26 protein-coding genes are annotated in these 26795 nt (G+C 68.5%); 21 read left to right on the forward strand and 5 right to left on the reverse strand.

The genetic code is table 11. The features are described from left to right. Nucleotides 1-38: 38 nt before the first annotated feature. Nucleotides 39-1070, reverse strand: a complete 1032-nt coding sequence (locus ACZ62B_RS24760; RefSeq protein ID WP_469692085.1) for a hypothetical protein — start codon at nucleotides 1068-1070, stop codon at nucleotides 39-41. A 39-nt stretch (nucleotides 1071-1109) separates the two neighbouring features. Between ACZ62B_RS24760 and ACZ62B_RS24765 the strand changes: the two genes are divergently transcribed. Beyond that, a protein-coding gene (locus tag ACZ62B_RS24765; protein ID WP_469692087.1) for an IS5 family transposase occupies nucleotides 1110-1918 on the forward strand; the annotation gives its coding sequence in 2 pieces (ribosomal slippage) (nucleotides 1110-1457 and nucleotides 1460-1918; 807 coding nt in all). A 457-nt stretch (nucleotides 1919-2375) separates the two neighbouring features. Here the strand turns inward: ACZ62B_RS24765 and ACZ62B_RS24770 are convergent. Further along, the gene (locus tag ACZ62B_RS24770) at nucleotides 2376-3377 is read right to left on the reverse strand and encodes a restriction endonuclease (RefSeq protein WP_469692089.1); all 1002 of its coding nucleotides are present in this window, start codon (nucleotides 3375-3377) and stop codon (nucleotides 2376-2378) included. Between the two features lie 1412 nt (nucleotides 3378-4789). Here ACZ62B_RS24770 and cutA point away from each other — a divergent pair. After that, nucleotides 4790-5110, forward strand: a complete 321-nt coding sequence (cutA, locus tag ACZ62B_RS24775) for a divalent-cation tolerance protein CutA (protein WP_467217181.1) — start codon at nucleotides 4790-4792, stop codon at nucleotides 5108-5110. Nucleotides 5111-5184: 74 nt separating this feature from the next. Here the strand turns inward: cutA and ACZ62B_RS24780 are convergent, their stop codons facing one another. Then, nucleotides 5185-6426, reverse strand: coding sequence for a helix-turn-helix transcriptional regulator (locus ACZ62B_RS24780; RefSeq protein ID WP_467217182.1), 1242 nt, complete (start codon nucleotides 6424-6426; stop codon nucleotides 5185-5187). A 131-nt stretch (nucleotides 6427-6557) separates the two neighbouring features. Here ACZ62B_RS24780 and ACZ62B_RS24785 point away from each other — a divergent pair, with 131 nt between their 5' ends. After that, nucleotides 6558-7067 carry an ATP-binding protein gene (locus ACZ62B_RS24785; protein WP_467217183.1) on the forward strand — a complete coding sequence of 170 codons (510 nt, stop codon included), beginning with the start codon at nucleotides 6558-6560 and terminating at the stop codon, nucleotides 7065-7067. Between the two features lie 62 nt (nucleotides 7068-7129). On the opposite strand, the gene ACZ62B_RS24790 is transcribed toward ACZ62B_RS24785, so the two are convergent. Together ACZ62B_RS24790 and ACZ62B_RS24795 are read right to left on the reverse strand one after the other, a co-directional pair. Beyond that, nucleotides 7130-7630, reverse strand: a complete 501-nt coding sequence (locus ACZ62B_RS24790) for an SAM-dependent methyltransferase (RefSeq protein ID WP_469692092.1) — start codon at nucleotides 7628-7630, stop codon at nucleotides 7130-7132. 72 nt (nucleotides 7631-7702) lie between these two features. After that, the gene (locus tag ACZ62B_RS24795; protein ID WP_467217270.1) at nucleotides 7703-9091 is read right to left on the reverse strand and encodes a Tat pathway signal protein; all 1389 of its coding nucleotides are present in this window, start codon (nucleotides 9089-9091) and stop codon (nucleotides 7703-7705) included. Between the two features lie 189 nt (nucleotides 9092-9280). On the opposite strand from ACZ62B_RS24795, the gene ACZ62B_RS24800 reads away from it, so the two are divergent. The 18 genes from ACZ62B_RS24800 (at nucleotide 9281) to fxlM (ending at nucleotide 26794) form a co-directional block, all read left to right on the forward strand. Beyond that, nucleotides 9281-9778 (forward strand): DUF6415 family natural product biosynthesis protein, encoded by a 498-nt coding sequence (locus ACZ62B_RS24800; protein WP_467217185.1) that lies wholly within the window; start codon nucleotides 9281-9283, stop codon nucleotides 9776-9778. Nucleotides 9779-10002: 224 nt separating this feature from the next. Continuing rightward, nucleotides 10003-11904, forward strand: coding sequence for a glycoside hydrolase family 15 protein (locus ACZ62B_RS24805; RefSeq protein ID WP_469692180.1), 1902 nt, complete (start codon nucleotides 10003-10005; stop codon nucleotides 11902-11904). A 27-nt stretch (nucleotides 11905-11931) separates the two neighbouring features. Then, a complete protein-coding gene (locus tag ACZ62B_RS24810) occupies nucleotides 11932-13455 on the forward strand; it encodes an ATP-binding protein (RefSeq protein ID WP_467217186.1) in 1524 nt (507 codons plus the stop codon). A 69-nt stretch (nucleotides 13456-13524) separates the two neighbouring features. Then, nucleotides 13525-14040, forward strand: coding sequence for a roadblock/LC7 domain-containing protein (locus ACZ62B_RS24815; protein ID WP_030862031.1), 516 nt, complete (start codon nucleotides 13525-13527; stop codon nucleotides 14038-14040). Continuing rightward, complete coding sequence (locus ACZ62B_RS24820; RefSeq protein ID WP_469692095.1) at nucleotides 14037-14444, forward strand: DUF742 domain-containing protein; 408 nt, start codon at nucleotides 14037-14039, stop codon at nucleotides 14442-14444. The genes ACZ62B_RS24815 and ACZ62B_RS24820 overlap by 4 nt, the downstream gene beginning before the upstream one ends. A gap of 52 nt (nucleotides 14445-14496) precedes the next feature. Next, the gene (locus tag ACZ62B_RS24825; protein ID WP_467217188.1) at nucleotides 14497-15084 is read left to right on the forward strand and encodes a GTP-binding protein; all 588 of its coding nucleotides are present in this window, start codon (nucleotides 14497-14499) and stop codon (nucleotides 15082-15084) included. Beyond that, a complete protein-coding gene (locus ACZ62B_RS24830; RefSeq protein WP_469692097.1) occupies nucleotides 15084-15722 on the forward strand; it encodes a GAF domain-containing protein in 639 nt (212 codons plus the stop codon). The genes ACZ62B_RS24825 and ACZ62B_RS24830 overlap by 1 nt, the downstream gene beginning before the upstream one ends. A gap of 82 nt (nucleotides 15723-15804) precedes the next feature. Next, nucleotides 15805-17049, forward strand: a complete 1245-nt coding sequence (locus ACZ62B_RS24835) for an acyl-CoA dehydrogenase family protein (protein ID WP_469692099.1) — start codon at nucleotides 15805-15807, stop codon at nucleotides 17047-17049. A gap of 125 nt (nucleotides 17050-17174) precedes the next feature. Next, nucleotides 17175-17663: a LuxR C-terminal-related transcriptional regulator gene (locus ACZ62B_RS24840; RefSeq protein ID WP_468890360.1), complete on the forward strand. Its 489-nt coding sequence runs from the start codon at nucleotides 17175-17177 to the stop codon at nucleotides 17661-17663. Nucleotides 17664-17836: 173 nt separating this feature from the next. Next, the gene (locus ACZ62B_RS24845) at nucleotides 17837-18310 is read left to right on the forward strand and encodes a hypothetical protein (RefSeq protein ID WP_469692101.1); all 474 of its coding nucleotides are present in this window, start codon (nucleotides 17837-17839) and stop codon (nucleotides 18308-18310) included. Then, on the forward strand, nucleotides 18307-18882 hold the full coding sequence (locus ACZ62B_RS24850; RefSeq protein ID WP_468890356.1) for a DUF6624 domain-containing protein: 576 nt from the start codon (nucleotides 18307-18309) through the stop codon (nucleotides 18880-18882). Before ACZ62B_RS24845 ends, ACZ62B_RS24850 begins: the two co-directional genes overlap by 4 nt. Before the next feature lie 74 nt (nucleotides 18883-18956). After that, nucleotides 18957-19424 (forward strand): DUF6082 family protein, encoded by a 468-nt coding sequence (locus tag ACZ62B_RS24855; RefSeq protein ID WP_468890354.1) that lies wholly within the window; start codon nucleotides 18957-18959, stop codon nucleotides 19422-19424. Between the two features lie 212 nt (nucleotides 19425-19636). Then, nucleotides 19637-19801, forward strand: coding sequence for an FxLD family lanthipeptide (locus ACZ62B_RS24860; RefSeq protein WP_469692103.1), 165 nt, complete (start codon nucleotides 19637-19639; stop codon nucleotides 19799-19801). A gap of 104 nt (nucleotides 19802-19905) precedes the next feature. Then, nucleotides 19906-20037, forward strand: a complete 132-nt coding sequence (locus ACZ62B_RS24865) for an FxLD family lanthipeptide (RefSeq protein WP_344560296.1) — start codon at nucleotides 19906-19908, stop codon at nucleotides 20035-20037. Between the two features lie 37 nt (nucleotides 20038-20074). Continuing rightward, a complete protein-coding gene (locus ACZ62B_RS24870; RefSeq protein WP_344560295.1) occupies nucleotides 20075-20254 on the forward strand; it encodes an FxLD family lanthipeptide in 180 nt (59 codons plus the stop codon). After that, a complete protein-coding gene (locus tag ACZ62B_RS24875; protein WP_469692105.1) occupies nucleotides 20202-23429 on the forward strand; it encodes a lantibiotic dehydratase in 3228 nt (1075 codons plus the stop codon). The genes ACZ62B_RS24870 and ACZ62B_RS24875 overlap by 53 nt, the downstream gene beginning before the upstream one ends. Then, nucleotides 23426-24685 carry a lanthionine synthetase C family protein gene (locus ACZ62B_RS24880; RefSeq protein ID WP_469692107.1) on the forward strand — a complete coding sequence of 420 codons (1260 nt, stop codon included), beginning with the start codon at nucleotides 23426-23428 and terminating at the stop codon, nucleotides 24683-24685. Before ACZ62B_RS24875 ends, ACZ62B_RS24880 begins: the two co-directional genes overlap by 4 nt. Nucleotides 24686-24703: 18 nt before the next feature. Continuing rightward, entirely contained in the window at nucleotides 24704-26794 is a 2091-nt protein-coding gene (gene fxlM / locus ACZ62B_RS24885) for a methyltransferase, FxLD system (RefSeq protein WP_469692109.1), read from the forward strand. Nucleotide 26795 lies beyond the last annotated feature (1 nt).

The raw sequence follows: 26795 nt of genomic DNA on the forward strand, positions 1-26795 counted from the left end.
CGCCTCGGGGAGGCCCACACTCTCCTCCTCGCTGGGAATCAGAAGTGCGAGAGGGAACTCGCCTCGTAGCGCAGTTGATACGCCCGCACGCCACCGCCGTTCATCCGGTAGATGGTGATCGCGGAAAGGAACTGCTCCTTGACCTCCAAGGCGCGCCACCGCTCCTTCCCCTCGACGTCACTGATCCAATCCTCCACCTGCTTCGGCAGCTTGAAGGCAAGCTCGTACGCGCCTTCCTCCCCCAGCGGCGACAGCGTCCACTCCGCCGAACCGCCATTGCCACGTCGCCGAATGCGCACCGCATGGTCCGGATGGGTATCCGCGTACGTGGTGAACGCCAGGTGATCGCTGGCGGCCAGCGGCAGGATGAACGGTGCCGACGGGAAACCCAACAGCAACTCGGCACCGCTGTTCTGCTGGAGCGCGGCTGCGAAGCCGGCGATCGCCGCCTCAGCCTCGTCCCGGAATCTGCCGTCCGCCGGCGCCGGGGTCGGCTGCAGCTCCGCAGACGCGGTCCAGGTCCCCAACTCCTTGCGCAGCTCCGTACGCATCCACGTCACCGGGAACGTCCCGGACGCCCCGAGGTGGAACTGCGCCTGCTCCAAAGTCCACGCGGTGGTACCGATCGTCCCGAGCAACCACGCGAACGAGGCGCCCGACAGATCCACCAGCGAAATCTGGTGCGCCAAGGCGTACTTCTGGGCGTCCGACGTGAACCCGCTCGTCGAGAACAGGGCGTACGCGTACTGATACCGCTGCCGCGGCCTTCTACCCGCGTGCATCACGAAGTTCTCGTTCACGTCGTGCAGCACTCCGTGGGCGTTGCGCACGATCTCCAGTCCGCAGCGCTCCTGGTAGAACTTCGCCTCCAGGAACAGCCGTACCGGCATCGAGAACGCCGGTGTGAACGCGAACTCCCCCAGTGCGTCCACCTGATGCAGTGCTCCCCTGCCCCGCACCCAAAGCGTGTTCCCTTCGGTCGCCAGCTCCTCGGGGTCCTGGCTCTCGTGCACCAGCAGGCGGTAGCCGGAGGAGCGCAGAAGCCAGGCAAGCGCCTCCTCCAATAACAAGTCATTTCATTAGGCGTGATCTTGCGCCATGTTGGTGTGATGACGACTTCGCTTGTCCATCGGATGGCGCCAGACGCGCTGTGGGAGCTCTTTCAGCGGGTCGTGCCGCCAGCTCCTGTCCGTCCGCAGGGTGGGGGCCGGAGACGGCACGGGGACCGCGAGGTCTTGGCTGCGATCATCTTCGTGGCCACGTCGGGCTGCACGTGGAACCAGCTGCCGCCAGGGTTCGGGCCGTCTGGTGTGACGGCCTTCCGCCGGTTCACCGAGTGGTCACAGGCGCGGGTCTGGGCGAAGCTGCACCGGTTGGTTCTGGATGAGCTGGGCGCCCGTGGGGACCTGGACTGGTCACGGTGTGCCATCGACTCGGTCAGCGTCCGGGCCCTCAAAGGGGGCAATTGACGGGACCGAATCCGACCGACCGCGGTAAGAACGGATCGAAAATACACCTGATCGTCGATCGCAACGGCCTGCCGCTCTCGATCGGCATCTCAGCCGCCAACCTGCACGACAGCCAGGCTCTGATTTCGTTGGTGAAGGGCATTCCTCCGGTCTGCTCCCACCGTGGCCGCCGCCGGCGGCGCCCCGCGAAGCTGTATGGAGACAAGGGCTACGACTATCGACACCTGCGACGATGGCTGGCCTCACGCGGCATCCGCCACCGCCTGGCACGCAGGGGCGTCGAGTCCTCCGAGTACCTGGGTCGGCACCGATGGGTCGTTGAGCGCACTATCGGCTGGCTGTCCGGCACCCGTCGACTACACCGCCGCTACGAGCGCAAACCCGAGCATTTTCTGGCCTTCACCGGCATCGCGGCAACACTCATCTGCTTCCGGCGGCTCGCTCGCTAGGTGGCCTGAGTCAGAGCCACTGCGGCGGTATGCCGGCCAGCTGCTGCCGCAAGTCCCGCGTGCAGGGCCGAGACTTCGGCCTGTGCCATTGAGCCCCACGGTCGAGCCAGGTTCGACGCAGATGGCGTACCTGGTTCACCTTCTCGTCGCTGTATCCCGACTCCGTTCCGCAACAGTCGCAGATGACATGGAGCGAGCAGCCGACCTCATCGAAGCGCACCTTGCCCACATCCAGTCCGCAGACCCGGCACACAGTCTCAGCCATGAACCCCATGGCTGCAGGCTACCGATGCCACCAAATGCAACGACCTCTAAATACCCCCGCAGTGCGGCGCCCTTGATCATGATCAACCCCCTACTCGCCGAGCAATCTCCCGTTTGATCATCTCACTGGCTCACTTGGTCAAACGGAGGTCCCAGCGGTTCCGCACCCGCCAATCGCGCTCCACCTCGGTCGTCAGGCCGGATACCAGAGGCCGTTGCCCGTAGCCCGCATGTCCTCCAGCCATTGCCATAGAGCAGATCGATTCACCTCAGCGACCCGATAGCTTCTGGTGTGAACGACCTCCCGGGCACCTGGCGACCAATCCGCCGTCGCAACGAGGAGGCCCTGCTGAGCCCCTTCCCAGTCGACGTCCGCAGCCAGGGCCTTGACGACAACCTTATCGATCTCGCGCCGCACACGCTTGCACTGAATGAGCAGCGTAGGAGGCGAGACGTCAGCGACGAGAGATTTCTCCCAGACCCGAATGTCCACTCCGTTGTCATTTCTCCCGGGTCCGATCTCCACCTGAAACCCGGCCCGGTGGAAATACTCGGCAACAAGTCCCTCGAATTTTCTCCAGTGAATCGACCCGATGGCGTCATAATTTGAGGCTAAGTAATTGACGAAACGCTGATCGAAGAACCGGCCATACGAAGCCATCACCGACTCCGACGAGAAGAGTTCAGACAGGGCCAGGACGTCATCCCATCTGCGCTGCACACCCAACACAATGGGACTTCGCGCCGCCCGAAACTGCATCTCATCGACCACAACCGCGACAGCATCCGCGACTCCCTGGCCGTGGAGGCGGAGAGCCTCGGCAACGCACTCCCGCCCGTCAGAATCCTGTATCCCGTACTCAAGCTGCGGGATGTGCACACCAGCCAAGTACCGGCCTTCACGTGCCTGGACGACAAGGTCGGAACCTGCGCCCGGCATTGCGCACTCCTTGGACACCACCCCGGGTCTCACTACACGCTCCATCATGAAGGCGATGGCTCGCGCGGCCAGTTCTTCATCTCCGACCTTTGCGCAGATCCGCGGGATCACCCCACCTCGGGCAGCAATCGCCCCGCGCAACCCGAGACGCTCCAGCGCATACCGCCCGAATACATCATTCACTTGCTTGTAGTCAGAGATCGGGAAGTCCAGCATCGCCTCGTGGACAATGCGACCCAGCTCAACCTCTGTCACGGATAGCCCTATCCGGATGCCAACGAGCTCCGCAAGCCATTCGAGTAGCGACCGGTCGGCAGACCAGTCCTGGGCCGCACACTTGGAACACATTGCCCCACCCCTCCAACACCCGCGCGACAGCGCCGCCACATGCTAGTCCTACGGCGCTGCAATTCACCACCACTGAAGGTGATCCCGTCAGTGATCTTAGAAGATGAAAGCGCAACGAAATTGTGCACCGTAACGAGCTCGTGCATGTTGGCGGTGGCGCGTCGAGACCCTGATCGTTGATCATGGTGTCGGGTCACAATTTCAGTCGCGTCTCGATCGTATTCGGAGGGTCTGACATTGACAGCCGGAACATGGTTCCGGTGGTCATGACTGCGGCCTGCTTCGCACGGATGAGCTGTCTCGCAAGTGATTCATCAGACTGCCGAAGCACACAGCTCACGCCGTCACCTTGATCCGAACCATGCGGCGTCTACCTGTGGCCGCGGGGATCTGCTCCGCGCCTCCTCCTTCCACAACGTTCACCCATCCCTGCTGCCGCCGGTACCACAGCGCCCGCAGGCCCTGGGCATGGATCGACATCCGTCACAGACCACGCACAACCAGTGATAAGCTCCCTACTGCGCTTGGAGGTTGAGAGCTTCAGCGCCAGAGCCCCGGTCGGTCGTGCCGACATGCGACCCTCGCGGAGCCTGAAACGTATGCCGATCTACCTCAGCAACCGCCCCTGCAGGCCGCTTACGACAGTGCGCTCCTGAGGCAAGGGAACCCGAGGAAGATTGCCGAGTTTTGCTGAGTCGGCCAGCAGTGCTCAACCCATCGCCCGTACATGCGAAAAAGGGCGATGCGCAGCCATCCCTAAAAGGGGCGGCTCGGTTGAGCCTGCCCTCCCGCTCTCCCGGCCGCCCTTCCTGAAGTCGGAAGGAAAGTCCGTTGAGCGGCTCGCACGACATGGCCATCTGGATAGTTGTGGCCACTTTGTTCTCTGCACTTGTCGGCATCATCGCGGGGCTGTTTGCTGCGCAGCTCGGGGCAAGCCCCCTCGCCTGTTGGGGTGGAGGAGGCGCTGCTTTCATCTCAATTGCGACGATCTCCTTGACCGTCATCGGACTGTTTGCCGCGTAGCTCCAGCCCTGGCGAACGAACGACAGCGCTCAGCCGGGCAGTTGGGCGCTGTCCACCGAGTAACCATCTCCTTCCGGAGCCACTGGCTCACGGGCATCATGCAGCCGCACAACCTCGTCGATGAGAGGACCTGCCATCACGGTGCCGAAGCGACGCGCCACCTGAGTGAGCCACTGCCGTCTGACTGATCGAGGTCGGTGGTTGGTTCCCACCCGCCGTCACCAGTAGCAACCGGCTTTCGGTCTGCCGTGGACGGCTGGGTAGGGTCGCGGTACCCGAGCTGGAGAGGTAGTTGCATGGCCAACGACATTGTGATCGCGCAGACGACCAGCGATAACGAGGACCAGGCGAAGACGCTGGCCCGTGGCGCGGTGGAGAGCAAGCTGGCAGCAGGCGTTCACATTGATGCGCCGATGACAGCCTTCTACTGGTGGAAGGGGAAGGTCGAGACGGCACAGGAGTGGCGGATCTCGTATATGACTACGACGGACCGTCTCCCGGCACTGGAGGCGTGGCTGCACGAGAAGCACCCGTACGACGTCCCCCAGTGGATCACGCTGCCCGTGACCGGCGGGTCGGAGGCGTACCTGTCCTGGGTTGTCGAAGAGACGGCATAGGTTCTGCGGAGCGCCGGGCCGGCCGTACGACGGCGTACGCGTCCTGGGCTTACCCGCCTACCGCGTGTGGGGACTCAGGATGCGAATTGCCATAGAAAGCGGCCGAGTTCCTGCTCACTGTCTGGGAGCGACGCTGCGATAGTCGATGCGCGCTCCCTGCCCATCGTGTTGGGCTTGGCCTGTGCCGCTGCGGCGAACTGGCGTGACACGTAGACCCCTTGATCGATGTCACCTCCACGCAGCAGGGCCGAAGCCAGATCACCGAGGACCACGACGCCTCCGTCCGGGAGTTCGTCTCCGAGGCGATCGACTGCGGTGTCTGCTGTAGCGGTGAGTTCGGGACGCCCCAACTGCCCGTATACAGATAGGGCCAGCGAGTCCATGCGGTACGGGGTCATGAACCGGACCCACGCCTGCTCGCTGGTGTGATCCGCGAAGTCGTAGGCGAAGCGCGCTCGCTCCAACGCCCGGAGCGCCCCCATCTCGTCGCCGGCCGCCGCAGCTTCCTCCGCGTGCCTGCCGAGGACCCAGGCGGCAGCAGTAGCGTTGCCGTGGCCTCGTACATCGCTGGCAGCTTGGGAAAGGAACTCCAACTTTGCCTTCGGCGTCGAGGCGCTGTAGCTGCTGTAGGTCAGGGCCAGGGCTCGGAGCGGAGGGTGCCCGGCGATTGTCGCGCACTGCGACGTGACCTTGTAGTAGGCGTCGGCTTTGTCGTGCTCGCACAGGTCCCAGGCCACCCAACCGGCAAGGGCGGCGGTTTCTCCGGCGGCGATAGTGAGAGCCCGCTCGTGTTCGCCGGCACGGGGCAGAGCCGCGGTGATCGCGTCAAGATGCGACTCGACCGTGCTTTGTAGCCTCCGGGCGCTGAGGTTGAGTTCCTGGACATGCAGTTCAGCAGCCCGGTCAATGAGCGCGCCTGCGGAGGGCGAATCGATCTTGGACCCCTTACTGAGAGCGATTGCGAGGCGCCCCCAGGGCTCGGCAGCCGCGCTCACGCTGGCAGCGGCGCCACCCAGCAGCGTGCGACGCTTCACGGCGTCCTGGTCCTCCTCTGCATTGGCATGCCCCTTTCTCTTCCGAGCGCGGGCAGCCTTGGCCTCCCGTTGTAGTTCCTCGAAGGGGACACCGGAGGCCACCGCGATGTGGGCGATTGTGTGATTAGTAGGGATGTTCTCGAAGTTCTCATAGCGGCTGATCTCTCGGCGGGTCATGGTGTCCCGGCCGGAGACGGCGTTGATCGCCTCTGCCTGCTCCTCCTGCGTCCGGCCCGCATCCTGCCGAAGCCGCAGGAGCAGGTCGGCGAACGGATCTGGCATGAGTGTGACCTCTGTTGGTGGGCGGAATCCAATCATGGCCTCAATTCCCCCTCCAACTTTCCCCCTTGACGGAATTTTCCCCCTCTGGAATCCCCTGGTCGACAGCGTCGCCATGCGGTGCGATAGCCCCCATGACCAGGCTCCAAGAGGAGACCCCGCCCGACGGGGGCATCCGTAGCTTTGCCGACGTGGCAGACGTGTCATGCGCGAGGTCGGTTCACGAAGACCGGCACAGCACATCCGCGAGGGCAGGCATACCGGCGGCATCCCATGGCTGTCAGGCAGCCTTTCTCCCTGATCTCGCGAAAGTTGGGGAGATGCGGCAGACAGCGGGGGCGTTCCTACGGCAGTGCCGTGTTTCGGAGCCGGTGGCGGGGGTCGTCGTACTGGCCGTCTCGGAGTTGGTCACCAACGCTGTGGTTCACGGTGAGGGAGAAGTCGTGCTCCGGATCACGGTGGCCGTCGACGTGGTGCGCGTCTCGGTCACCGATCACAATCTGGCCCCAGCTGTACTCAAGGAAGCCGGACCCGACGGTGAATCTGGTCGCGGGATCCGGCTTATCGATGCGATCTCAGACGCGTGGGAGAGCAGCGGCAAGGAGACGTGGTGTGAGTTCCGGTACGCGAGGGCTGCGGGTTGAACCAGACTTCCAACGGGTTCCCGGCCATTCGGTTGACGAGTCGGGTAGCTCAGTCACTTTCCCTACAGGGGACGCTCCGAGGGCCGTTCACTTGCCTTCGCCCAGTAGTTCGGTTCAAGCATCTCGCCAGGCCACGCAGGCTGACGGATCGGGCCCTGAGGCCCCATCTGTTCGAAGTACGGTGCCAGGTCGATCACGGGCGTCCCGTCGACGGCGTCGAGATCAGTGACCAGGAGGTCCCTACCTTCGACCTTAAGCAACCGCGGGTAACTGACCGCGAGTTGGTTGGGGCGCCGGTGGTTGCGGTGGACGAACGTACCGGTCGCCGGCCAGTTCTGGTTTCCCCTTGGACTTCGTGCGTGAAGCTGGACGTCTTCGGGCCGGGCCAGATGGAAGCGCCAGGTTACGGTCAGGTGGGAGAAATCCTCGATTCCTTGCAGGGTTTCAAGGGGGTACGCCTCGTCGAGCCGGATGATCGATTCGACCCCGCCTTGATAGTCGTCCTGTACACGGTTGTGGCCGCCGACGACCGTTGCGATCGACTTGACCTCGTAGGTCGGCATCAGCGCTCGTTCCTCTCCCTGGGCGTAGCGTGTGCGGCGGCCTCCGGTCGGCGCCGCGAAACGGGTCTGTGGTCAGCCTATGGCTCGCAACATGCCTCGCGCGCGATGGTCCAGTTCGGCGACGTGGCGACCACCGCGTTGCCGGACGGGCGAGAGGTCGCTCTGCATGCGGACGATGACATCGCGGGCTCGCCCGGACTGAATACCGGCCATGGCGTCGAGTGCTTCGTTCCAGGTTGCGCATGCCTCGTCGAGGCGTCCCTGCTGGACTTGGACGGCGCCGAGGTAGCCGAGCGTCACGCTGTGGGTGCGGGCGAACTGCTGGCGTCGGCGCGTGGCCACGCTGCGCTTGAAGTGGACCTCCGCATCCCGAGGCTGGCCCATGTCGCGCAGAGCGCAGGCCGTCTCGTGGGCGAGGGAGGCTTCCTGGAAGAAGCCGACGCGGGCGGGCGCTTCGTTGGTGTCGGCCCGGGCGAGGTCTTGCTCTGCGCGGCTGATGGCCGCGAGGGTGCCGGCTCGGTCGCCGTCGGCCGCGAGTGCGCGGGCGTGGACGATCGCCAGCAGCGCCTTCTCGCGGTGGCTGGCCTGGCCGTAGCGGTCGCGGGACATCGAGGCGTCCGCCAGGGCGAGCGCCCTGCGCGGGTGCCCGAGGTCGACGGCCTGGTGGGCGAGGGCGCGCAGGATATGGCCGCCGAGCGGTCCGTCTCCGGCTTCCGCCGCGATCTGGGCGGCGATGGTGAGGTAGCGCTGGGCGGTGCGGTGTTCACTGGCGTCGAAGGCCATCCATCCGGCGAGGTACGTCATCTCCGCCACGGAGGAGTACGTGTCGCGGCGGAGCTGATCTGTACGGAATCGGCCGCCGAGCAGCGGTACCGCCTCGTCGAGCAGGTGGCTGGCCAGGGCCTTGCGGCCGGATGCGCCGCCTCGCTGCTGGTCGCGCGCGGAGTAGTAGACCGTGAGGTCGCGGACGTCGTCAACGTCGGCTTGGGTCACCGGGCGCGAGGAGGCCGGTCGGCGGCTCGCCGCTGCGGCGGGGGCGGCTGCCCACCACGAGGTGGTGGGCAGGGCGAGACCGGCTGCGGAGTAGGCGGCGGTAACCAGCAGCTTACGTCGGTGCATGTCGAGATCGTCGCTTCCCAGCTCGGCCAGTGCGGTCAGAGGGTCGACGCTCCAGTCGGATCCGGTGTCGGTCGTGCCTGTCGGCTCTTCTTCCAGCCCGAGGTCGGCCAGGGAGAGGCGGCGGCCGAGTCTGCGGGACAGCGTCTCGCGCAGGATATGCGGCGCTCCGCCACTCGGCTTCGTGCCGAGCACCCACATGGAGATGTGCGAGCGGGAGATCGCCTCGAGCTCACGCACTCCGCACTCCGCGGCCACCCTGGCGACGGCAGCGGCTGCTTGCGGCTGGGACCAGCCTGCTTCACGCATGAGTGCGGCGAGGGCGGCGTTTCGTTCACGGGCCATGGACTGCCCCTCGGTTCCGAAATGATCTTTGGCGCCTTTGGCGGCCTTCCCGTCCGCGTAGGCATACCCCTCGGGCGGGATTCGCGGTTCGCTCAACGTAGCTGCCAGATCACTCACTTCGCACGCCAGCCGTCGGCTCCGACCGATGATCTCGGCTCACTTTGGCTTGATCCGAACAGGAGTTGTGTCATGCGCCTTTCGCTGGACCCTCGCCGAGACGGCAACCAGCCCGCGAGCGTACGCGGGCGGCGAGCACCCGTCACTGAGGCGCCGGCGCCGGAGCACGATCACGTGGTGGCCGCGTCGGAGACGGTGACGCTGGTGCTGGGCGAAGATTCGCCACTACCCGAGAGCGCTGCCGACGTGGAGGACCTCGTTCGTCTTCTGCGTGGCCACATTGCCCAGTTGGGCGTACGGACCGCTCCGGATGTTCCCGCCTTGCTGCGCGCGCAGCAGCTTTGCTCCGACAGCATCCCCGAGGGCTATGTGTCGAGCCGGGTGCACCTGGTCAGGCTCGCCGAGGCTACCCAGGAACTGACGGTTTACGTGGAACGCGGCGGTCCCGGGCCGATCAGTGGGGAAGGCGGGCGGCGTTGGCCGGGGCCGACAGTCAACGTGCTGCGCGGCGCCGTCTTCGCCTTCACCCTGGCTTGCCTGGTCTTCGCCGCTTCGGTGCTGCGGACATGACGGTGACCGGTGCCGTCGTCATCGCTCTGATTCTCAGGCCGACGGCCTGGCTGATGCTTCGCGGCGAGCGGGCGGCCCTGCACGAGCCGCCAGGCACCTGCCGCCGCCCGGCAACGCTCCTCCTCTCCCCTGCGAACACCGACCTGCCTTCCGCCCACCGTTCCTGGCCGCTGCGACGGCCCCAATACGACCCCGGACCTGCGGGGCTCACGGAGATCCACACGATGAATCGGCTTCCGCGCATCGAGCAGTACGGCCTGATCGGCGACACGCAGACCAGCGCCCACGTCTGCGATGACGGTTCGATCGACTGGCTGTGCCTACCCCGCTTCGACTCGCCAGCTGTCTTCGCCGGGCTCCTGGGTACGCAGGAGCACGGCTCCTGGCAGATCGCACCGGCCTCGTCCGCAGGCCGGAGCGGCTCAGAGAAGGTCGCTGAGCGCCAGTACCGCGGTGACTCGCTCATCCTCGAATCGGTGTGGCGCACCCCGGCGGGTTCGGTCCGCGTCCTGGACTTCATGCCGCCGCGCGACGGCACCCCGCAGGTGATCCGGATCGTCGAGGGCCTGAGCGGCGAGGTGGAGATGGTCTCGGCCATGCGTCCTCGGCCGGGGTACGGCAGCGTCAGCCCGTGGATCCATGAGGTCGGTGGGCGCATGGTCGCGGAGGCCGGCGCGGACGCTCTGTGGCTCGACACCTGCGTTCCGCAGGTGGAGAAGGACGGCGTGGTCGTCGGCGCCTTCGACATCGGGGCCGGGCAGAGCGTGACGTTCGTGCTCAGCTGGTGCCCGTCCCACGCCGCCGCACCCAACGTTCTTGATCCGGAGGCCGCGCTCGCCGAGACGCTCGCCTTCTGGCAGGACTGGACACAGGAGTGCACCTACGACGGGCCCTATCGCGAGGCCGTGGTCCGGTCCTTGATCACGTTGAAGGCGATGACGTACGGGGCGAGCGGCGGGATCGTCGCGGCGCCGACCACCTCGCTGCCCGAGGAGATCGGCGGCAACCGGAACTGGGACTACCGCTACACGTGGCTGCGCGACGCCGCCACGACCCTGGCCGCGCTGCTGGGGACCGGATACCGGCGAGAGGCGCAGGCATGGCGGCGCTGGCTGTTGCGGGCCGTGGCCGGCGACCCGGAGAACCTGCAGATTATGTACGGGATCACCGGGGAGCGTGATCTGCGGGAGCGGGAGCTTCCCTGGCTTCCCGGGTACGAGGGCTCGGCCCCGGTCCGGGTCGGAAACGGCGCGGCGGATCAGCTGCAGCTGGACGTGTACGGCGAGGTGATCGACACCCTGTATCTCGCGCATCAGAGCGGCGTCGCCCACTGCGCCGACACCGCAGTCCTGCACCAGCGGCTCGTCGAGCACCTGGCGCAGCGCTGGCAGGAGCCCGACGAGGGAATCTGGGAGATCCGCGGGGCCCGCCAGCACTTCGTCCATTCCAAGGTGATGGCCTGGGCGGCCGTCGACCGCACCATCCGCCTGGCCGAAGCCGGCGCGCTCGACATGGACCTGGCCCCCCTGGTCGAACTGCGGGCGACGATCCACCGGGAGGTCTGTGACAAAGGCTTCGACCCGGTGCGCAACACCTTCACCCAGTCCTACGGCTCGAAGGGACTGGACGCCGCCACGCTGCTCATCCCCCGCACCGGCTTCCTGCCGCCCGACGACCCACGCGTCATCGGCACCGTGGACGCCGTACGTCGTGAACTCTCCACGGACGACGGGCTCGTGCATCGGTATCGGACCCGCGGCAAGCGCACTGGGGTGGACGGTTTGAAGGGCAATGAGGGCACCTTCGTCCTGTGCTCCTTCTGGCTCGTCGATGGCCTGGCCCTGACCGGCCGCCTCGATGAAGCCCGTGCCTTGTTCGAGCGCCTCCTGGCGTTGCGCAGCGACCTCGGGCTCCTGGCGGAAGAGTACGACCCCGTCCGGCAGCGCCAGCTCGGGAACTTCCCGCAGGCGTTCAGCCACATGGGCCTGATCCAGAGCGCCTTGCTCCTTCAGCAGGTGGCGAAGCAGTCGTCCCCCCGCCACGGCGCGGTCGCGGTTCCGGCGCCCCGCTCGACCTCCCGCAGCACGCGCCAGAGCGCCGCAGACCTGACGCCGCAGCACGCATAGCCACCCCACCCCCTGACGAGGATTCCGATGTCTGACAGCACCTTCCCGGCACGGCCTGCCGCTACCGGCCACCGCAGACGGCGGCCCCCGGTCGACGCGAACACGCTGCGCCTCGCCCGCCGCGCGGTAGCACTGCCCCTGATGCTCCTTGCCGTGGTGCTGGTCGCCGCCCTCGCTGTCCGATCGGTGTCCGCAGTAGGCCCCGGCTGGGTTCTGGCCGGCCTCGTCTGCGGACTGGCGGGCGTCGTCACGGTGGCGGCACGCTCAGCGCGCACCGTCGCCAAAGCCGCGCAGTCGGCCGTGGAGGATTCCGAGGCGACAGCACTGAAAGCGGTCGCAGAGGCAGCGGCAGCCGTCGAAAAGTCGGTGCAGTGGTCGGCGGACGAGCTGTGCCGTGGAAAACGCCCACCGTTGCCGAACCCGCAGACGCCACAGTCGCCCACTGCGAACGCCGGGATCGACAACGCGTTGAGTGCTCTCCAGGCGCAGGCCATCGCGTCGCTGATCCGCGTGCATGACGAGTCGCAGTCCGTGGTCCTCCTAGAGGTGCTGCGCCGCCTGGCCATGCGGGAGCATGCCTTGGTCAGCAAGGCACTCCAGGCACTGAGCCGGTTGGAGATGCTGACCGACGACCCGGAGCTGCTGGCCGCGATCTTCGAGATTGATCACCTCGTGACGCGGATGCGCCGCCAGGTGGAGAGCACGGCGGTGCTGGGCGGGCAGTCCCTGCGCAGCGTGCGCCGGCCCGTTCCTGTCACGACGGCCCTGCGCGGTGCCGTCTCCGAGGTCGTGCAGTATCCGCGGGTGGTTGTCGCGGCCGGTTCCGTGGGCGCCGAGCTGGGTCTGCCCGGCCATGTGGGTCCGGACCTGACGCACCTGCTGGCCGAGCTGATCGAGAACGCCTGCGAGTGCTCCGATCCGGCGACGAAGGTGATGGTGCGTGCGCAGCGGGTGGCGAACGGGCTGGCCATCGAGGTCGAGGACCGGGCCATCCCCATGCATCCGCAGACGCGGGCGCAGATGAACCATCTGCTCAAGGCCCCGGACGAGGTCGACGTCAGCAGCCAAGTCCGGGCCGGGCAGCTCGGCTTGCTGGTCGCCGCGTTGATCGCCCGGTCACATGGGCTGTCCGTCCTCCTGCAGGAGAACGTGACGGGGGGCACCACTGCCTTGGTCGTCATACCGGCACGGCTCCTGGTGGCGATTGCCCCGGTCGACGATGCGGGCGCGTTGCCGCTCGAGGAAGTCCGGCCCTCCGGGCGGCAGCCACAGCGGGTTGCCGCGACTCCTGCCGCCCCGAGGGCGGCGGGTCAGGTCGCACGCCCCGGCATCGCAGAGGGGCCGGAAGCCGCAGCGGCTGGCGACTCGGCCGACGCGCCCGCTCTTCCTACGCGCACACGCCGGACGGGATCTTTCCGTCCACCACACGAGCGGGAGCAAGCCCCCGTGGCCGCGGCGACGCCAGGGCTGGCAGCCGCCTTCCGCAACGGCCTTCAGGCCGGCGGGACCGCCGGTTCCCCTACCGCCTCGACAGAGCACCCCAAACCCTGACCCTCGTCCTTCCGCGTTCCCGGTGGCCCGGTACATCCGCTGGTCCTTCCCCCTTCTGGAGCTATCCCTATGAGCACCCACCCCGCGATGAGCAACGTGACCGGCGGCACGCCCGCATCCGCGACGACCACAAGCGGACAGCGGGACAGCATGGTCTGGCTGCTGCGTCAGTTCGCCTCCGAGACGCCGGGCGTCACGCACGCCGTCCTGATCTCGCGCGACGGATTGCGGCTGCTGGACAGCGACGTCGACAAGGACTGGGCGGACGAACTGTCGGCCGCCTTCAGCGGGGTGGCCTCCCTCGCGGCGAACATCACCGGCCCCAGCAGGAAGAAGAGGCCGGCCCGGCAGGTCATCATCGAGCGAGACGACTGCCTGTTCTTCGTCCAGAGCGCCGGACGCAGCGCGGCCTTCGACAACCACCCCGGCAACGAACGCGGTGAGGTGGACACGATTCTCGCCGTCATCGCCGCCAGGGACGCCGACGCGGGCACCGTCGGGTTCGAGATGGGGCGCCTGGTCCAGAAGTTCGCCCCGTACATGCTGATCCCAGTCCGTGTCGGCACGGGCGGAGAGGTCCGGTGACCACGTACGGTCGCGCGGCCGAGGAGTCGGCGTTCGTGCGGACCTACACCCTGACGCGCGGGCGGACCAAGCCGCGGCATCTGCTCGGTCTGGAAACCGTGCTGGAGGCAGGGCCGGGAAGGCCCGGCCCGACGCAGGCCGAGGAGTGCGAGGAAATTCTCGCCCTGTGCCGGGAGCGCCGACGGTCGGTGGTCGAGCTGGCGGGCCGACTCGGCCGGCCCGCCACCGCCGTCAAGGTGCTCGTCTCCGACCTCCTGGACGCCGACGCCCTGGTCGTCCCCCTGACCCAGTCCTATGCCGATACCGGTGCGGGCTCCGGTCCGTCTACCCAACTACTGGCAGCCCTTTCCGCGGGCTTGAAGAGGAAGTGGCCTGATGCCGTCGCCTATCCCCAGGCCGGATGACCCGGCCGCGGTGCTGCGTAGTTCGCCGCTCCCGCGGGCCGGTGCTCCGACTGTGCTGAAGATCGTGATCGCCGGGGGCTTCGGCGCGGGCAAGACCACCGCCGTGGGCGCCGTCAGTGAGATCACGCCGCTGAGCACGGAGGAGTACCTGACCGAGGCGAGCGCGGACGTGGACAGCCTGGCGGGGATCGAGGCGAAGCAGACCACCACGGTCGCCTTCGACTTCGGCCGCCTGAGCCTGCCCGACGCGTCGACGCCCCTAGAGCTGTTCCTGTTCGGCACGCCAGGCCAGGACCGGTTTGTCGACCTCTGGTACGACCTCTCCCGCGGCGCCGTCGGCGCGGTTGTCCTAATCGACACCCGCCGTCTGGGGAGCAGCTTCACCCCCGTCAGCTTCTTCGAGGATATCGGCCTGCCCTTCGTCGTCGCCGTCAACCAGTTCGACGGCGCCCACCGCTACCACCCCGAGCAGGTCCGCACCGCCCTTGAACTGCCCGCCGCCGTACCCGTGGTCACCTGCGACGCCCGCGACCCGAACCACGTCGCCAGCGTCCTGCTGAGCCTCGTCGACCACGCCGTGAACAATGCCGCCACGTGCCGCGCTGGTCACGCCCCTTCCACCACCCTCCAGGACGCCTGATGTCACAGCACCCCACCGACCCCTACCGCACACCGCAGGCCACCTCGCCCGCACGATCCTTGCCGCAACGCGACATGCGGGACGCCACCCGCGCACCGTTCACCCCGCCAAGCGCCGCCCTCACCAACCAGCCGCTCCAACAAGCGGAGCTGGCACAGCGCTACGAGCTGCTCGCACGGCTGGGCGTTCCCACCGTGGCCAACGAGGACTTCGACGACCTGGCCCGCGACATGGCTGAGCGGGCCGGGTTCCTGTACGGGTTCGTCAACCTGTTCCTGGAGGAGCAGACCTTCGTCGGACTGCACCAGCCGCCCGCGGACAGCGGGTACGTCATCGTCGGCCGCACCATGAGCCGCGACCACGGCTGGTGCCCCGAGGTCATGGCCCGCAAGAAGGCTCTTCCGCTGCACGACGTACACGCGTCCCCGCGCTTCAGCGGCAACACGGTGGTCGACGCCGTCGGAATCCGCTCCTACTTCGGCGCACCGCTCATCCACGACAGCGGCACCGTGCTGGGCACGGTGTGCGTCATCGACCCCGAGAAGCGGCCCCTGGCCGAGGCCCGCCGTCTGCGGGACATCGTCATCAACGCCGGCTCCCAGGTGATGGACCACATCACCCGCGCGCCCGTCCGCTAGGCCGTTCCACACCCCCACCCGGGAGCCGTAGGCGATCCCCAGCCGCTCCACGTTGCGACCTTCATCCAGGGAGAGGGAGACCATGTCCACCACACCGCCACCGGCGCTGCGTCCCTACCTCACCGCCCGCCACGACCTGCTGTGGCACGAGGCGGACGCCTTCGCGGCCGAGCACGTCGCGCCGCGCGCCGCGCGGATGGAGGCCGCTCCCGGCAGGGTGGAGCGCAAGGTCGCCGACTCGATGGCCGCACGGGGCTGGTTCGCCGTCACCGTCCCGGCCGCCTTCGGCGGACTGGGCGCCGGACACGTGGCCAAGACGATCCTGATCCACCGCATCGCGCGGGTCTCGGCGGCTGCCGCGGCCATCCTGCAGGCCACCCTCATCCCCGTGGGCGCCCTGCTGCACTTCGCCACCTACGAGCAGAAGGGCCGCTGGCTGCCCCGGGTCGCGGATGGCTCGCTGCTGCTGTCGATCGCCGTGACCGAACCACTCGCCGGCGGACACATCGGCGGCATCGAAACCACCGCCGAACGCACCGGCAACCAGTGGGTGATCACGGGCAGCAAGGTCCATATCGGCAATAGCCACCTCGCCGGAGCCCACCTCGTCATCGCCCGCACCGCCAAGACGGGCGTGAACACCTCCCAGGCGCTGACCGCGTTCATGGTCGAAGCCGACCGCCCCGGGCTCTCCGTCTCCGACCACTGTGCCGGCCTCGGCCTGCACGGCTTCTCCGCCGGCCGCCTCGGCCTCGATCACGTCCGCGTCCCCGACGACAACGTGGTTGGCGAGATCGGCCAGGGACTGTCCGTGGCCCAGAGCAGCAGCATCCTGTACGGCCGACCCAACCTGGCCGCCGTCAGCCTCGGCATCCACGAAGCAGTCGTAGACACCACCACTGCTCGCCTCAAGGCCCGTCCCCGCTACCGGGGCGCCTTGTCCGATCTGCCCGTCCTGCGGGATCGCGTCGGCGGCATGGAGGCTCGCCTGCGCGCCGGCCGGATACTCGCCTACCAGTCCGTGCACCTCCTCGACCAGGGCCTGTCCTGCGACGCCGACCTGATCAACTCGAAATACCTCGGACACCAGTGGGCCATGCAGTCCACTCAGGACGCCATGGAACTGCACGGAGCCCAGGCCCTCGATGGCGACTATGTCCTCCAGCGACTGTGGCGCGACATCCAGCACACCTACCCGCCCGCCGGAACCGGAGAAGTCCAGCGCATACGCCTGGCCGACGCCGCCTTCGACGAGGACCACATCCAGTGGTCCGAACGCCTCGCCGCCGAAGCCGCCTGGGCCCGCCCCGACCCGACGGCCGCATGAGCCCCCGTGCGCGGCACCCCGTGAAACCCCACCGCCACGCACGGGCCCGTGCCGCCGGCCCCGTCCCCCGCGGGGACCGGCGGCACCCTCCCAGTGACCATCCACCCAGCCGAGGAAGAGACACCGTGACCCCGCCCGTGACGACGGCCCACGCACCGATCACACCCCTGACGCCGACCCTTCAGCGCGTCGCCCAGCACCTCGCGAACGGCCTCACGGCCCAAGAGATCGCCACGCAGACCGGATTGTCGCCCGTAACCGTCCGCCAGTACCTCCGCGACATCCGCGAGAGCCTCCACTGCCGGCCCCGCTGCAAGCCCCCGGTGATCGTGCACCGCCTGTTCGCCGTCCAGCAGGTGACCTCGCCCACGGCGGACAGGCCGGCGCCACAGCTCAGCCCGGAGCAACTGCTGCTGCTCCGAGCCGTCGCCGAGCACAGCGATGCCCGCGACATCGCCGTCGCCGCCAAGCTCGCCCCGGCCGACCAGCGCGCCGCACTCGACCAGCTCCTCACCGACACGAACACACGGGACACCACCCACCTGGTGATTCTGGCCCACGGCTGGAAGCTGCTGGGAACCCATCCGGCGGCGCGGAGCGGAGCGAGCCAGTGAGCAGGCCCCTCACTCCCCTGGCCCGCGAAGAGCGTCCAGCTCCGGCGTCGGACGCGTCAGAGCCCCTGGGCGCCGTATACGCGGTGCACACATTACGTACGGACGCCGAGCGTGAGGAAGCCGCTGCTCTCGTTCAGGACCGACAGCGCTGGCTCATCCTGCGCGGTCTCCCCGTGCCCGCTCAAACCGACGTGCCAGCCCTGTTCCGCGACCCGCAGACGAAGTCGGCCGGTCTGATCGAGGACGGAAAGCTGCTGGCCTGCATGGTCCCCGAGCGCGACCCCGGCCTCAGCTGGGGCGAGGGCCCCTGCCTCTTCCTTGGCCGCGTCCACACCCTGCCCGACCAGTCCGACGACATCACCCGGCTGATGACCCTGTGGGCCTCCGACTTCGCCGCCCGGCTCGACGTCCCGCTCGTGCGGGCCGAAATCCTGGCCCGCCACGCCCTCCAAGCCGAGCCCATCGCCGCCCTGCTGCGTCGGCTCACCGACATGGGCTGGAATATACGAGGTTCCGGCCCAGGACGAGACGGTGACCGAGTCGCCCGCCTCGAACTCACCGCCGAGCACCGCCCTGGACTCAGCGCACTGATCAACTGCCAGGCCCACGCTCCTCATCTGGCCGCGGACGATCGGAGCAACGCGTGACAGCCGACGAGCCGCAGCGGCCCGACCTCGCCCGCGAGCTGATCGCCCGCGCCACGGAATCGGCCGCGCACCGGGCCAAGCGCGTGCGCGACCAGCTCGACGCCGTCCAGCTCGGGCAGGGCCGGCACACCGACCACGCCAACACCAACGTGCTGCGTCGTATCTTGGCCGAGCACGACTGGCCCGGCCACCGCCTCGTAGGCCCCCACGCGGCCCGCGCTGCCTGGAGCATCGCTCTGCACAGCGACGACGACCCCGCCTTCCAGCGCGCCGCCACCACCCTGCTGGGACGTGCAGTACAGGCCGGCGACGCCCTGGTCCAGCACTGGGCGCACCTGCACGACCGTGCCCTCATCACCAGCAGGCGCACTCAGGAGTACGGCACCCAGCTCCTGCTGTTCGCCGACGGCATCGAGCTGTGCCCGCTGCGCGCGCCGGAGTCTGTCGACAAGCGGAGGGCCACGGTCGGTCTACCGCCGATCGCTGTCGCGCTCAAGACGGTGCGCCGCCGGTACATGCCCGACGGCTCTGCCGAGGAAGTCCCAAACGTCGTTCTCGCGGAGGTCGCGTGAACAAGCGGAACCCCGTACCCACCACCGGTCGGCCTTCATGCCGCACATTCGCTATGCGAAAGGTCTGTTGACAGATGAAGCTCACTACCGCCGTCCTCGCTGCCGGTGCTGCCCTGTCCCTCACGACCGCCGTGGTCGGAGCCGCCCGGCTCAGGCAGGACGCGCGGCACCAGGCCGAGCGGCACGAGGCGCTCCTCGCGGGCAACCAGCTCGACTGGCTGAACCGGGTGTCCACCAACGGCGACCTCGCCGAGCTGTGGAAGCCCGAGGACATGAAGGCCGGGGAGTACATGCAGCTCATGTCGGCCAACCGACTCATCTGCGCCCTCAGCCTCCGACACTGCCTCGGCCGTGTCCGCGACGGACAGCTGCCGTTCTACGCCGCGATGGTCATGAGCAGCGACGTCTGCCGGCGCTACTGGCAGCGCTTCGGCGACCTCCGTGCCCAGGAGGCCGAGGGTGACGAGCGGGCCAAGCACTTCACCCGGGTGCTCGACCAGGCCGCAAAGAACCACCCGCAGGCACAACCCGCAGCAGCCTGAAGGCATATCCCGGTCCCGTCACCTTTCGGACACCGTGTCCGTCCCCGACTCCTCTACCGGACAGCAGCTTCCGTGTCTGGAGAGGTGGCCGCGGAGGGCCCGACCGGCGCAGGCACACAGCTGCCGCACACCGGGCAGAACCGGCCGCACAGCAACACCCCGAATCGAAGAGTTCCACCACACCGATCAGGAGGATTCCCGTGACTCCCAGGGTGACTGACCAGCGCGCGAGGACCACCTCGGCCTCTGCCGCGCAGGACCCGTTCAACCTCGACATCAGCGTCATCGAATCGGGCGGCACGGTCGGGGCGAGTACCGCCTCCGACGGCGGCTGCGGCTCGACCTGCGGCAACGCCTGCATTTCCAGCGGCTCCTGACGCACCAGACCACCGGCACGACGCCCATGTCCTGCCGGCGCCGCCAACGCGGCACGTCCCCCGCGGCTCAACCGGAGCCGCGCACGACACGGAGGAATCAACACATGCAGAACGACGAATTCGACCTCGACATCAGCGTCCTGGAGTCCGGCGACGGCTCCGCCACGCTGATCAGCCTCACCGACGACGGCTGCGGCAGCACCTGCTCCAGCCCGTGCGCCACCAACGTGGCCTGAGCATCCCCCACCGCACGATGAGTAGGGAGAAACCTGCATGAGCGCGAACACGATCAAGAGCCAGGCGCAGCCCCCGGCCGCCACGGCGGGCGGTGACGCGTTCGACCTGGACATCAGCGTCCTGGAGTCCGGCGACGGCTCCGCCACGGTGATCAACCTCACCGATGACGGCTGCAAGCCGAGCTGCCAGGGGTCCTGCGCCACCAACGTGGCCTGACCCCGGCGCACCGATCTGCCAGCCCGCGCGGCCTTGCGCCGCGCGGGCTGGCACCCCAACACGCCACAACCAGGGAGGGTGCATGGATTCCAGGAAGGACGGCCCGCTGTACCGGTGCGCGGACGTTGCGCTGGTGCGCGCCGCCCGTCACTCGAGGCTGCCGCTTCCCGCGTGGCCGGACCTCACCGACGACACCCCGGACCGTCAGGTTTGGTGGCAGACGTGGCTGCGCGACGTCTGGGCGCTGCCCGAGGCCGCCGAGTCCATCGAGCAGGCCAGCCCTCTACTCGCGCAGCAGGTTGAGACCCTGTGCTCGGCAATCAGCCCTGAGACCCGTCAGCTCCGCCGCGCAGTGGTGTCGGTCATGCGGTACCTGCTGCGTATGAAGGGCCGAGCGACCCCGAACGGTCTGTTCGCCGGCATCGCGCCCGCCTGGTTCGGGAAACGGCCGGGATGGTCCTGGGGTGAGTGGCACCGTGCTGTCATACGTGCCGATGGAGACTGGCTCGCGGACCTGATCGCCCGCCTGGAAGTGAACCCTGAACTCCTGCGGCACCTGCATGTGATGGCCAACAACACCATCTTCGTACGGGGTGATCGGCTGATCGTGCCCTACCCGCCCCGCTCACGCCGCACCGACGGCAACCCGGCGGCCGAAGTGTCACTCCGGTACACCAACGCCGTACGTATCGCCGTCGACACCGCCGCCTCGCCCGTCCCCGTCCATACGCTCGTGGAACTGATGAGGACCGAGTACCCCGACGTTCCCGCTGACCGGATGGAAGGGCTCGTCAGCAGCCTGGTCGAGCGCGGTGTGCTCATCAGCAGCCTGCACGTGCCCTCTGCCACCCTCGATGCCCTGGACCACCTGGTCGAGCAGGCCGAAGCCGCCGGTGCGCCGTCAGCTGCGGACCTCGTGGCCGACCTGCGGGCGGTCCGCGACGCCATCGCCCAGCACAACCAGGTCTTGGCTCCGGCGGACGGCCGGCGCCTGCGTACTGCCTTGCGCCAGAAGATGACCGCCTTGAGCACCGTCAAGGCCCAGCCGCTCACGCTGGACCTGCGTCTGAACTGCTCCCTCACTCTGCCCCCACAGGTTGCCCGCGAGGCCGAGAAGGCCGCCACGGTGCTGGCCCGGCTGACTGCGTATCCCTTCGGCACTCCGGCGTGGAAGGACTTCCACAGCCGGTTCTTCGAGCGGTACGGCATCAACTCGCTCGTCCCGGTCCGGGACCTGGTGGACCCGGACGTCGGCCTCGGCTTCCCAGCCGGATACCGCGACGCAGAACCTGAACAGCGCAAGGCCCTGACCACCCGCCAACAGCGGTTGCTTTCCCTCGCCCAGGCGGCCGTCCTCGACGACCGCGACGAAATCAGCCTGGACGAGGACCTGATCCGCACCCTGACAGTCGGAGACCGATACGCCCCGCAGGTACCGGCCCACACGGAGCTGCGCTTCCAAATCCGCGCCACATCACAAGAGGCCCTAGAAAAGGGAGACTTCGCCCTCCACGGCATCGCCCCCTCCCGCGGGATCGGCACCACGATCGGCCGGAGCCTGGGCTTGCTCACACCAGAAGATCAGGCCCGCGCCGCCGCCATGCTGGAGAAGCTACCGGTCAACGCGCCCGGCTCGGTGCCCACGCAGGTTTCCTTCGCTCCACTCCACCAGGGCGACACCAACGTCACCCGCGTCGCCGAACTCCTGCCGGCCGTCATTAGCCTGGCGGAGCACCGTCCGGTGGACGAGCGCACCGTCACGCTCGACGACCTCGCCGTGGGCTGCGACCGCCGCAGGCTCTACCTCGTCTCCCTCTCCCGCGCGTGCCTGCTGGACCCCATGACCCTGCACGCACTGGACCTACGCGGCCACACGCCGCCGCTCGCACGCTTCCTCACCGAGATCAGCCGCTCCCAGACCGCCGTCCTGAGCATCTTCCCCTGGGCGTCCGCCACCGCCCTGCCGTACCTGCCGCGCGTCCGCTACGGGCGCGCGATCCTCTCGCCGGCGAGGTGGCGACTGAACCGGTCGGACCTGCCCGACCGTCGCGCCTCCTGGAAGGAGTGGCACAAGGCGGCCGACGAGTGGCGCACGCGCCGCCGAGTCCCGGACGAAGTCGCGCTGGCCGAAGGGGACCAGCTCCTGCCGCTGGACCTCTCCGAACGTGCGCACCTCGCGCTGCTGCGCGCCCACCTGGTCACCCACGAATCGGCGATCTTGACGGAAGCGGAATCCGACGCAGGCTGGTTCGACGGACGGGCCCACGAGGTCATCGCCCCGATGACGGCCGTGCGCCCGCCCCAGTGGCCGGCTGTCCCGCCCGTGACCGCCGACCAACTCGTCACGCGCGAGCACGGTCATCTTCCGGGCGCCGCCTTCTGGCTGCTGGTCAAGCTGTACGGGCACGTCGAACGGCAGCCCGAGATCCTTGCCGACCGCCTTCCCGTGCTGCTCGATCAGTGGGACGATCAGCCGGCCTGGTGGTACATGCGCTACCGCGACCCCCTCTGGCACCTGCGCCTGCGCATCGCGGTCCCCAGCGAGCAGGACTTCGCGGTCACCGCGCGGCGCGTGAGTTCGTGGGCGAACGGCTTGCGCCGTGCCGGGCTCCTCACCGACATGCAGTTCGCGACCTCTTACCCGGAGACCGGTCGGTGGGGCGCCGGGCCGCTGATGAGCCTGGCCGAGGACGTCTTCGCCGCCGACTCCCGAGCCCTGGCCGTCCAGTTCGCCCAGAGCACCCGCCCGCACCGACAGGTCCTCGCTGCCGCGAACTTCGTGTCCCTCGCTGCCGCCTTCACCGGCAGCACCGCGGCCGGCATGGACTGGCTGATCACCCACGGCCGGATCATCGACCCGCGTCCCATGAACCGGACCGTGCGTGGTCAGGCGGTACGCCTGGCCGATCCGACCGACGGCTGGGCGGCCCTGCGTGCCGTCCCCGGCGGCGAGGCCATCGCCAGCGCCTGGAGCGGGCGCGACGAGGCCCTGGCTTGCTACCGGCAGAAGCTGGACGCGTCCGGTGGTGGCATCGACCCGGACCTTGTTCTCGACTCGCTGCTGCACGCCCACCACATCCGCGCCGTCGGCATCGACAAGGACGACGAGCGGATGTGCGTACGGCTGGCCCACGCCGCCGCAATGGCCTGGACTCACCGAGGAGATCACCGATGAACCTGCGTGACAGCGCACTGGCCACCGCCGACGTCCTCGCCGAGCGACTCGCCTCACCGCAGGACGTACGGGGGCTGCACCACCGCCAGGGTTGGTGGCCGCAGTCGCTCGCGCACGGCGCGGCCGGTGTCGCGCTGCTGCACATCGAGCGGGCCCGCACCGACCAGGGCCCGTGGCAGCGCGCCCACGACTGGCTCGCCTGCGCCGCAGCCGAACCCGCCGTCGGCGGCCCGGACAGCCACCTCTATTACGGGGCGCCCGCGCTCGCCTTCGCCCTGCACGCCGCCGCCGACCGCCCCGGACGTTACGCCCGCGCCCTGGACACCCTCGACCGGTACGTCACGAAGGCCATCCGGGACCGGCTCGCCCAAGCCCACGCACGCATGGACCGCGGCGAGATGCCCGCGCTGGCCGAGTTCGACGTGATCCGGGGCCTGAGCGGGATGGGCGGGCTCCTGCTGCACCGCGACGTCCACACCGATGTCCTCCGCGAGATCCTGACGTACCTGGTCCGCCTGACCGAGCCGGTCAAGCACGACGGGGAACTCCTGCCCGGCTGGTGGAGCCACCTTGCCCCCTCCGGCACGTCCTCCCCGGACTATCCGGAAGGGCACGCCAACAACGGCGTCGCCCACGGCATCGGCGGCCCCCTCGCCGTGCTCTCCCTGGCGGCTCGCCGCGGCATCGTCGTGGACGGCCACCTCGACGCGATCACCCGCATCCTGACCTGGCTCGACCACTGGCAGCAGGACGGCCCCGCCGGACCGTGGTGGCCGTACTGGATCACCCGCGAGCAGCTACGCTCCGGCACGACCGGCCCCGGCCCCTCCCGGCCGTCCTGGTGCTACGGCACCGCCGGATTCGCCCGCGCACAGCAGCTCGCCGCCCTCGTCCTCGATGACCATGCGCGCCAACAGACTGCCGAATTCGCTCTCCTGCGCGCCATGACCGACCCCGGCCAACTCGGCGCGACCGTGGACGTGTCCCTGTGCCACGGCTTCGCGGGCCTGGCGCACATCACGCGCCTCGCTGCCGACGACGCCCTCACTCCCGGCCTCACCGCATGCCTGCCCCGGCTCCTGGCACCGATCACCGACACCCCGCACGGCACCCTGGCGGACTCCCTGATCAGCCCTCCCGACGGCGGCGACATCGGGCTCCTCGAAGGTGCCGCCGGCACCGCGCTCGCCCTGAACGCTTTCCACACCGGAACGCCGTCCGCGTCCGGGTGGGAGACCTGCTTTCTGACCAACTAGACGAAGAGAAGAGGGAACATGGCTGCGGACGAATGGCCGCAACGCCTCATCCGGTTCACCGACTGGAGCCGCGCGGAGGCGACCGCCGTGGAGCATCTGCTCCCAGTGCTGATCGCCCAGGAGTCGGAACTGGCCCAGTGGTCGTTCCTGCGGAAGTACCCCTGGTGGCGGTTGCGCTATCGCCCCGCGGGTCCGGGCTCCGCGGAGGTCTTGGACGCTGCCCTGCACGAGCTGGTCGGTGCTGGCGTCCTCACCTCCTGGACGCGGGGCATCTACGAACCGGAAGAGACGGCCTTCGGTGGACCGGCCGCCATGAAGATCGCGCACACCCTGTTCCATTACGACAGCCGTCACCTGCTGGACGAGGCGGCCCGCCAGCAGACAGTGAGCGGCTCCCGGCTCGGCCGCCGCGAGCTGGCGGTCCTCCTGCTCAGCGTGGCGATGCGAGCGGCGGGCCTCGACTGGTACGAGCAGGGCGACGTCTGGGCAAAGATCGCGGCCGAACGCCCCGGCGACGAGGTCCGTAGTCCGCAACGGCACCGGGCCGCTGTCCACCGGTTGATGACCGTCGACGTCAGCACCACCAGCCGCAGCGTCACCCAGGGCCGACTCGCGCCGCTGGCCGAATGGATAGCCACCTTCGAGTGGTTCGGCCAGCAGCTCGCCGACCTCAACCGCCAGGGCCGCCTGGAGCGAGGGCTGCGGGCCGTGATCGCCCACCACGGCATCTTCCACTTCAACCGCCTGGGCCTCCCCGCCCAGGACCAGCACACCTTGTCAACACTCGCGAAAGAGGTAGTCATGGGAACGAGCGACAACGCCGCGTCCACCCAAGCTGAGGGGGTGCCGGGCGCTACGGTCAACGGGGTGAACAGTGACACCATCGAAGCCCCTTCCGCCGACCGTCTGCGCGCCCAGTTGATCGACCATCTGGTCGAGACCGGGTGCGTGCGCACGCCCCGGGTGGAGGAGGCCATGCGGACCGTACCCCGCCACCTCTTCGTCCCGAACGCCCCCCTGGAGAAGGCGTACGGCAACGCACCCGTGGACACGAAGTTCGATGGATCCGGACGCTCCATCAGCTGCGCCTCCCAGCCCGACATCGTCGCCATGATGCTGGAACAGCTCGACGTCGAGCCCGGCCAGAAGATCCTGGAGCTGGGGGCCGGCACCGGCTTCAACGCCGGACTCCTCGGCTACCTCGTCGGCGAGACGGGGCACGTCACCACGATCGACGTGGACGAGGACATCGTGGACGGAGCGCGCGGCGGCCTGGCCGCCGCCGACATCCACAACGTGGAAGTGATCCTCGGAGACGGGGCCGTCGGCCATGCCCCCAACGCGCCGTACGATCGCATCGAAGCCACCGTCGGCGCCCACGGCGTCCCGCACGCCTGGCTTGAACAGCTTGCCCCCGGCGGGCGGCTCCTCACCCCGCTGCGCCTGCGCGGCAGCGTCTCCCGCTCGATCGCCTTCGAGAACCAGGACGGAGCCTGGCGCAGCGTCGGCAGCCAGATGAACACGTTCATGCCGCTGCGCCGGGGCATCGCCGACGATCCGCGCGTCTTCGTTCCCCTGGACCCCGACAACATCGTCACCCTCGTCACCAACGGAGACCAGAAGGTCGACGCGGACGCCCTGAGCGACATCTTCCGCCAGCCGCGCGCCGAGGTGTGGACGGACGTCACCTTCCGAGGGCCGGAGTCGGCGGAGTACCTGGAGCTGTGGCTCGCCTGCGCCATGCCCAACGGCCTGAGCCGGATGCCCGCCAAGAACGAGGCCATCGAGAATGGGCTGGTCACCGCGCCCTACCCGTCCTCGACCGCGGTCTTCGAGGACGGCACCCTCACCTACCTCACCCGGCGCCCGTACGCGAAGAAGGCCCCCGACGGCGCCCCCCTGTACGAGTTCGGTGTCATCGGCCACGGCACCGACGCCGAAGCCCTCGCTGGAGACGTCGCGGACCAGATCCGCACCTGGGACCAGGACTTCCGAGCGCTCGACGTCGGGTTCGAGATCCAGCCGCTCGACGCGGCCCCGCTCGCGCCGAAGCCCGGCCGCTTCGCCTTCGACAACCCGCTGAACCGCATCGTCATCGAATGGCAGTGAC

This window comes from Streptomyces sp. NPDC053426 (assembly GCF_055585405.1).

What these genes read in the sequence shown, in the direction of transcription:
- ACZ62B_RS24800 (WP_467217185.1), top strand. Translation starts at nt 9,281, where the DNA reads ATGCGCCTTTCGCTGGACCCTCGCCGAGACGGCAACCAGCCCGCGAGC.
- ACZ62B_RS24865 (WP_344560296.1), top strand. Translation starts at nt 19,906, where the DNA reads ATGCAGAACGACGAATTCGACCTCGACATCAGCGTCCTGGAGTCCGGC.
- ACZ62B_RS24835 (WP_469692099.1), top strand. Translation starts at nt 15,805, where the DNA reads ATGTCCACCACACCGCCACCGGCGCTGCGTCCCTACCTCACCGCCCGC.
- ACZ62B_RS24780 (WP_467217182.1), bottom strand. Translation starts at nt 6,426, where the DNA reads ATGCCAGATCCGTTCGCCGACCTGCTCCTGCGGCTTCGGCAGGATGCG.
- ACZ62B_RS24785 (WP_467217183.1), top strand. Translation starts at nt 6,558, where the DNA reads ATGACCAGGCTCCAAGAGGAGACCCCGCCCGACGGGGGCATCCGTAGC.
- fxlM (WP_469692109.1), top strand. Translation starts at nt 24,704, where the DNA reads ATGGCTGCGGACGAATGGCCGCAACGCCTCATCCGGTTCACCGACTGG.
- ACZ62B_RS24830 (WP_469692097.1), top strand. Translation starts at nt 15,084, where the DNA reads ATGTCACAGCACCCCACCGACCCCTACCGCACACCGCAGGCCACCTCG.
- ACZ62B_RS24795 (WP_467217270.1), bottom strand. Translation starts at nt 9,091, where the DNA reads ATGGCCCGTGAACGAAACGCCGCCCTCGCCGCACTCATGCGTGAAGCA.
- ACZ62B_RS24870 (WP_344560295.1), top strand. Translation starts at nt 20,075, where the DNA reads ATGAGCGCGAACACGATCAAGAGCCAGGCGCAGCCCCCGGCCGCCACG.
- cutA (WP_467217181.1), top strand. Translation starts at nt 4,790, where the DNA reads ATGGCCAACGACATTGTGATCGCGCAGACGACCAGCGATAACGAGGAC.
- ACZ62B_RS24855 (WP_468890354.1), top strand. Translation starts at nt 18,957, where the DNA reads ATGAAGCTCACTACCGCCGTCCTCGCTGCCGGTGCTGCCCTGTCCCTC.
- ACZ62B_RS24815 (WP_030862031.1), top strand. Translation starts at nt 13,525, where the DNA reads ATGAGCACCCACCCCGCGATGAGCAACGTGACCGGCGGCACGCCCGCA.
- ACZ62B_RS24875 (WP_469692105.1), top strand. Translation starts at nt 20,202, where the DNA reads ATGACGGCTGCAAGCCGAGCTGCCAGGGGTCCTGCGCCACCAACGTGG.
- ACZ62B_RS24880 (WP_469692107.1), top strand. Translation starts at nt 23,426, where the DNA reads ATGAACCTGCGTGACAGCGCACTGGCCACCGCCGACGTCCTCGCCGAG.
- ACZ62B_RS24805 (WP_469692180.1), top strand. Translation starts at nt 10,003, where the DNA reads ATGAATCGGCTTCCGCGCATCGAGCAGTACGGCCTGATCGGCGACACG.
- ACZ62B_RS24810 (WP_467217186.1), top strand. Translation starts at nt 11,932, where the DNA reads ATGTCTGACAGCACCTTCCCGGCACGGCCTGCCGCTACCGGCCACCGC.
- ACZ62B_RS24790 (WP_469692092.1), bottom strand. Translation starts at nt 7,630, where the DNA reads ATGCCGACCTACGAGGTCAAGTCGATCGCAACGGTCGTCGGCGGCCAC.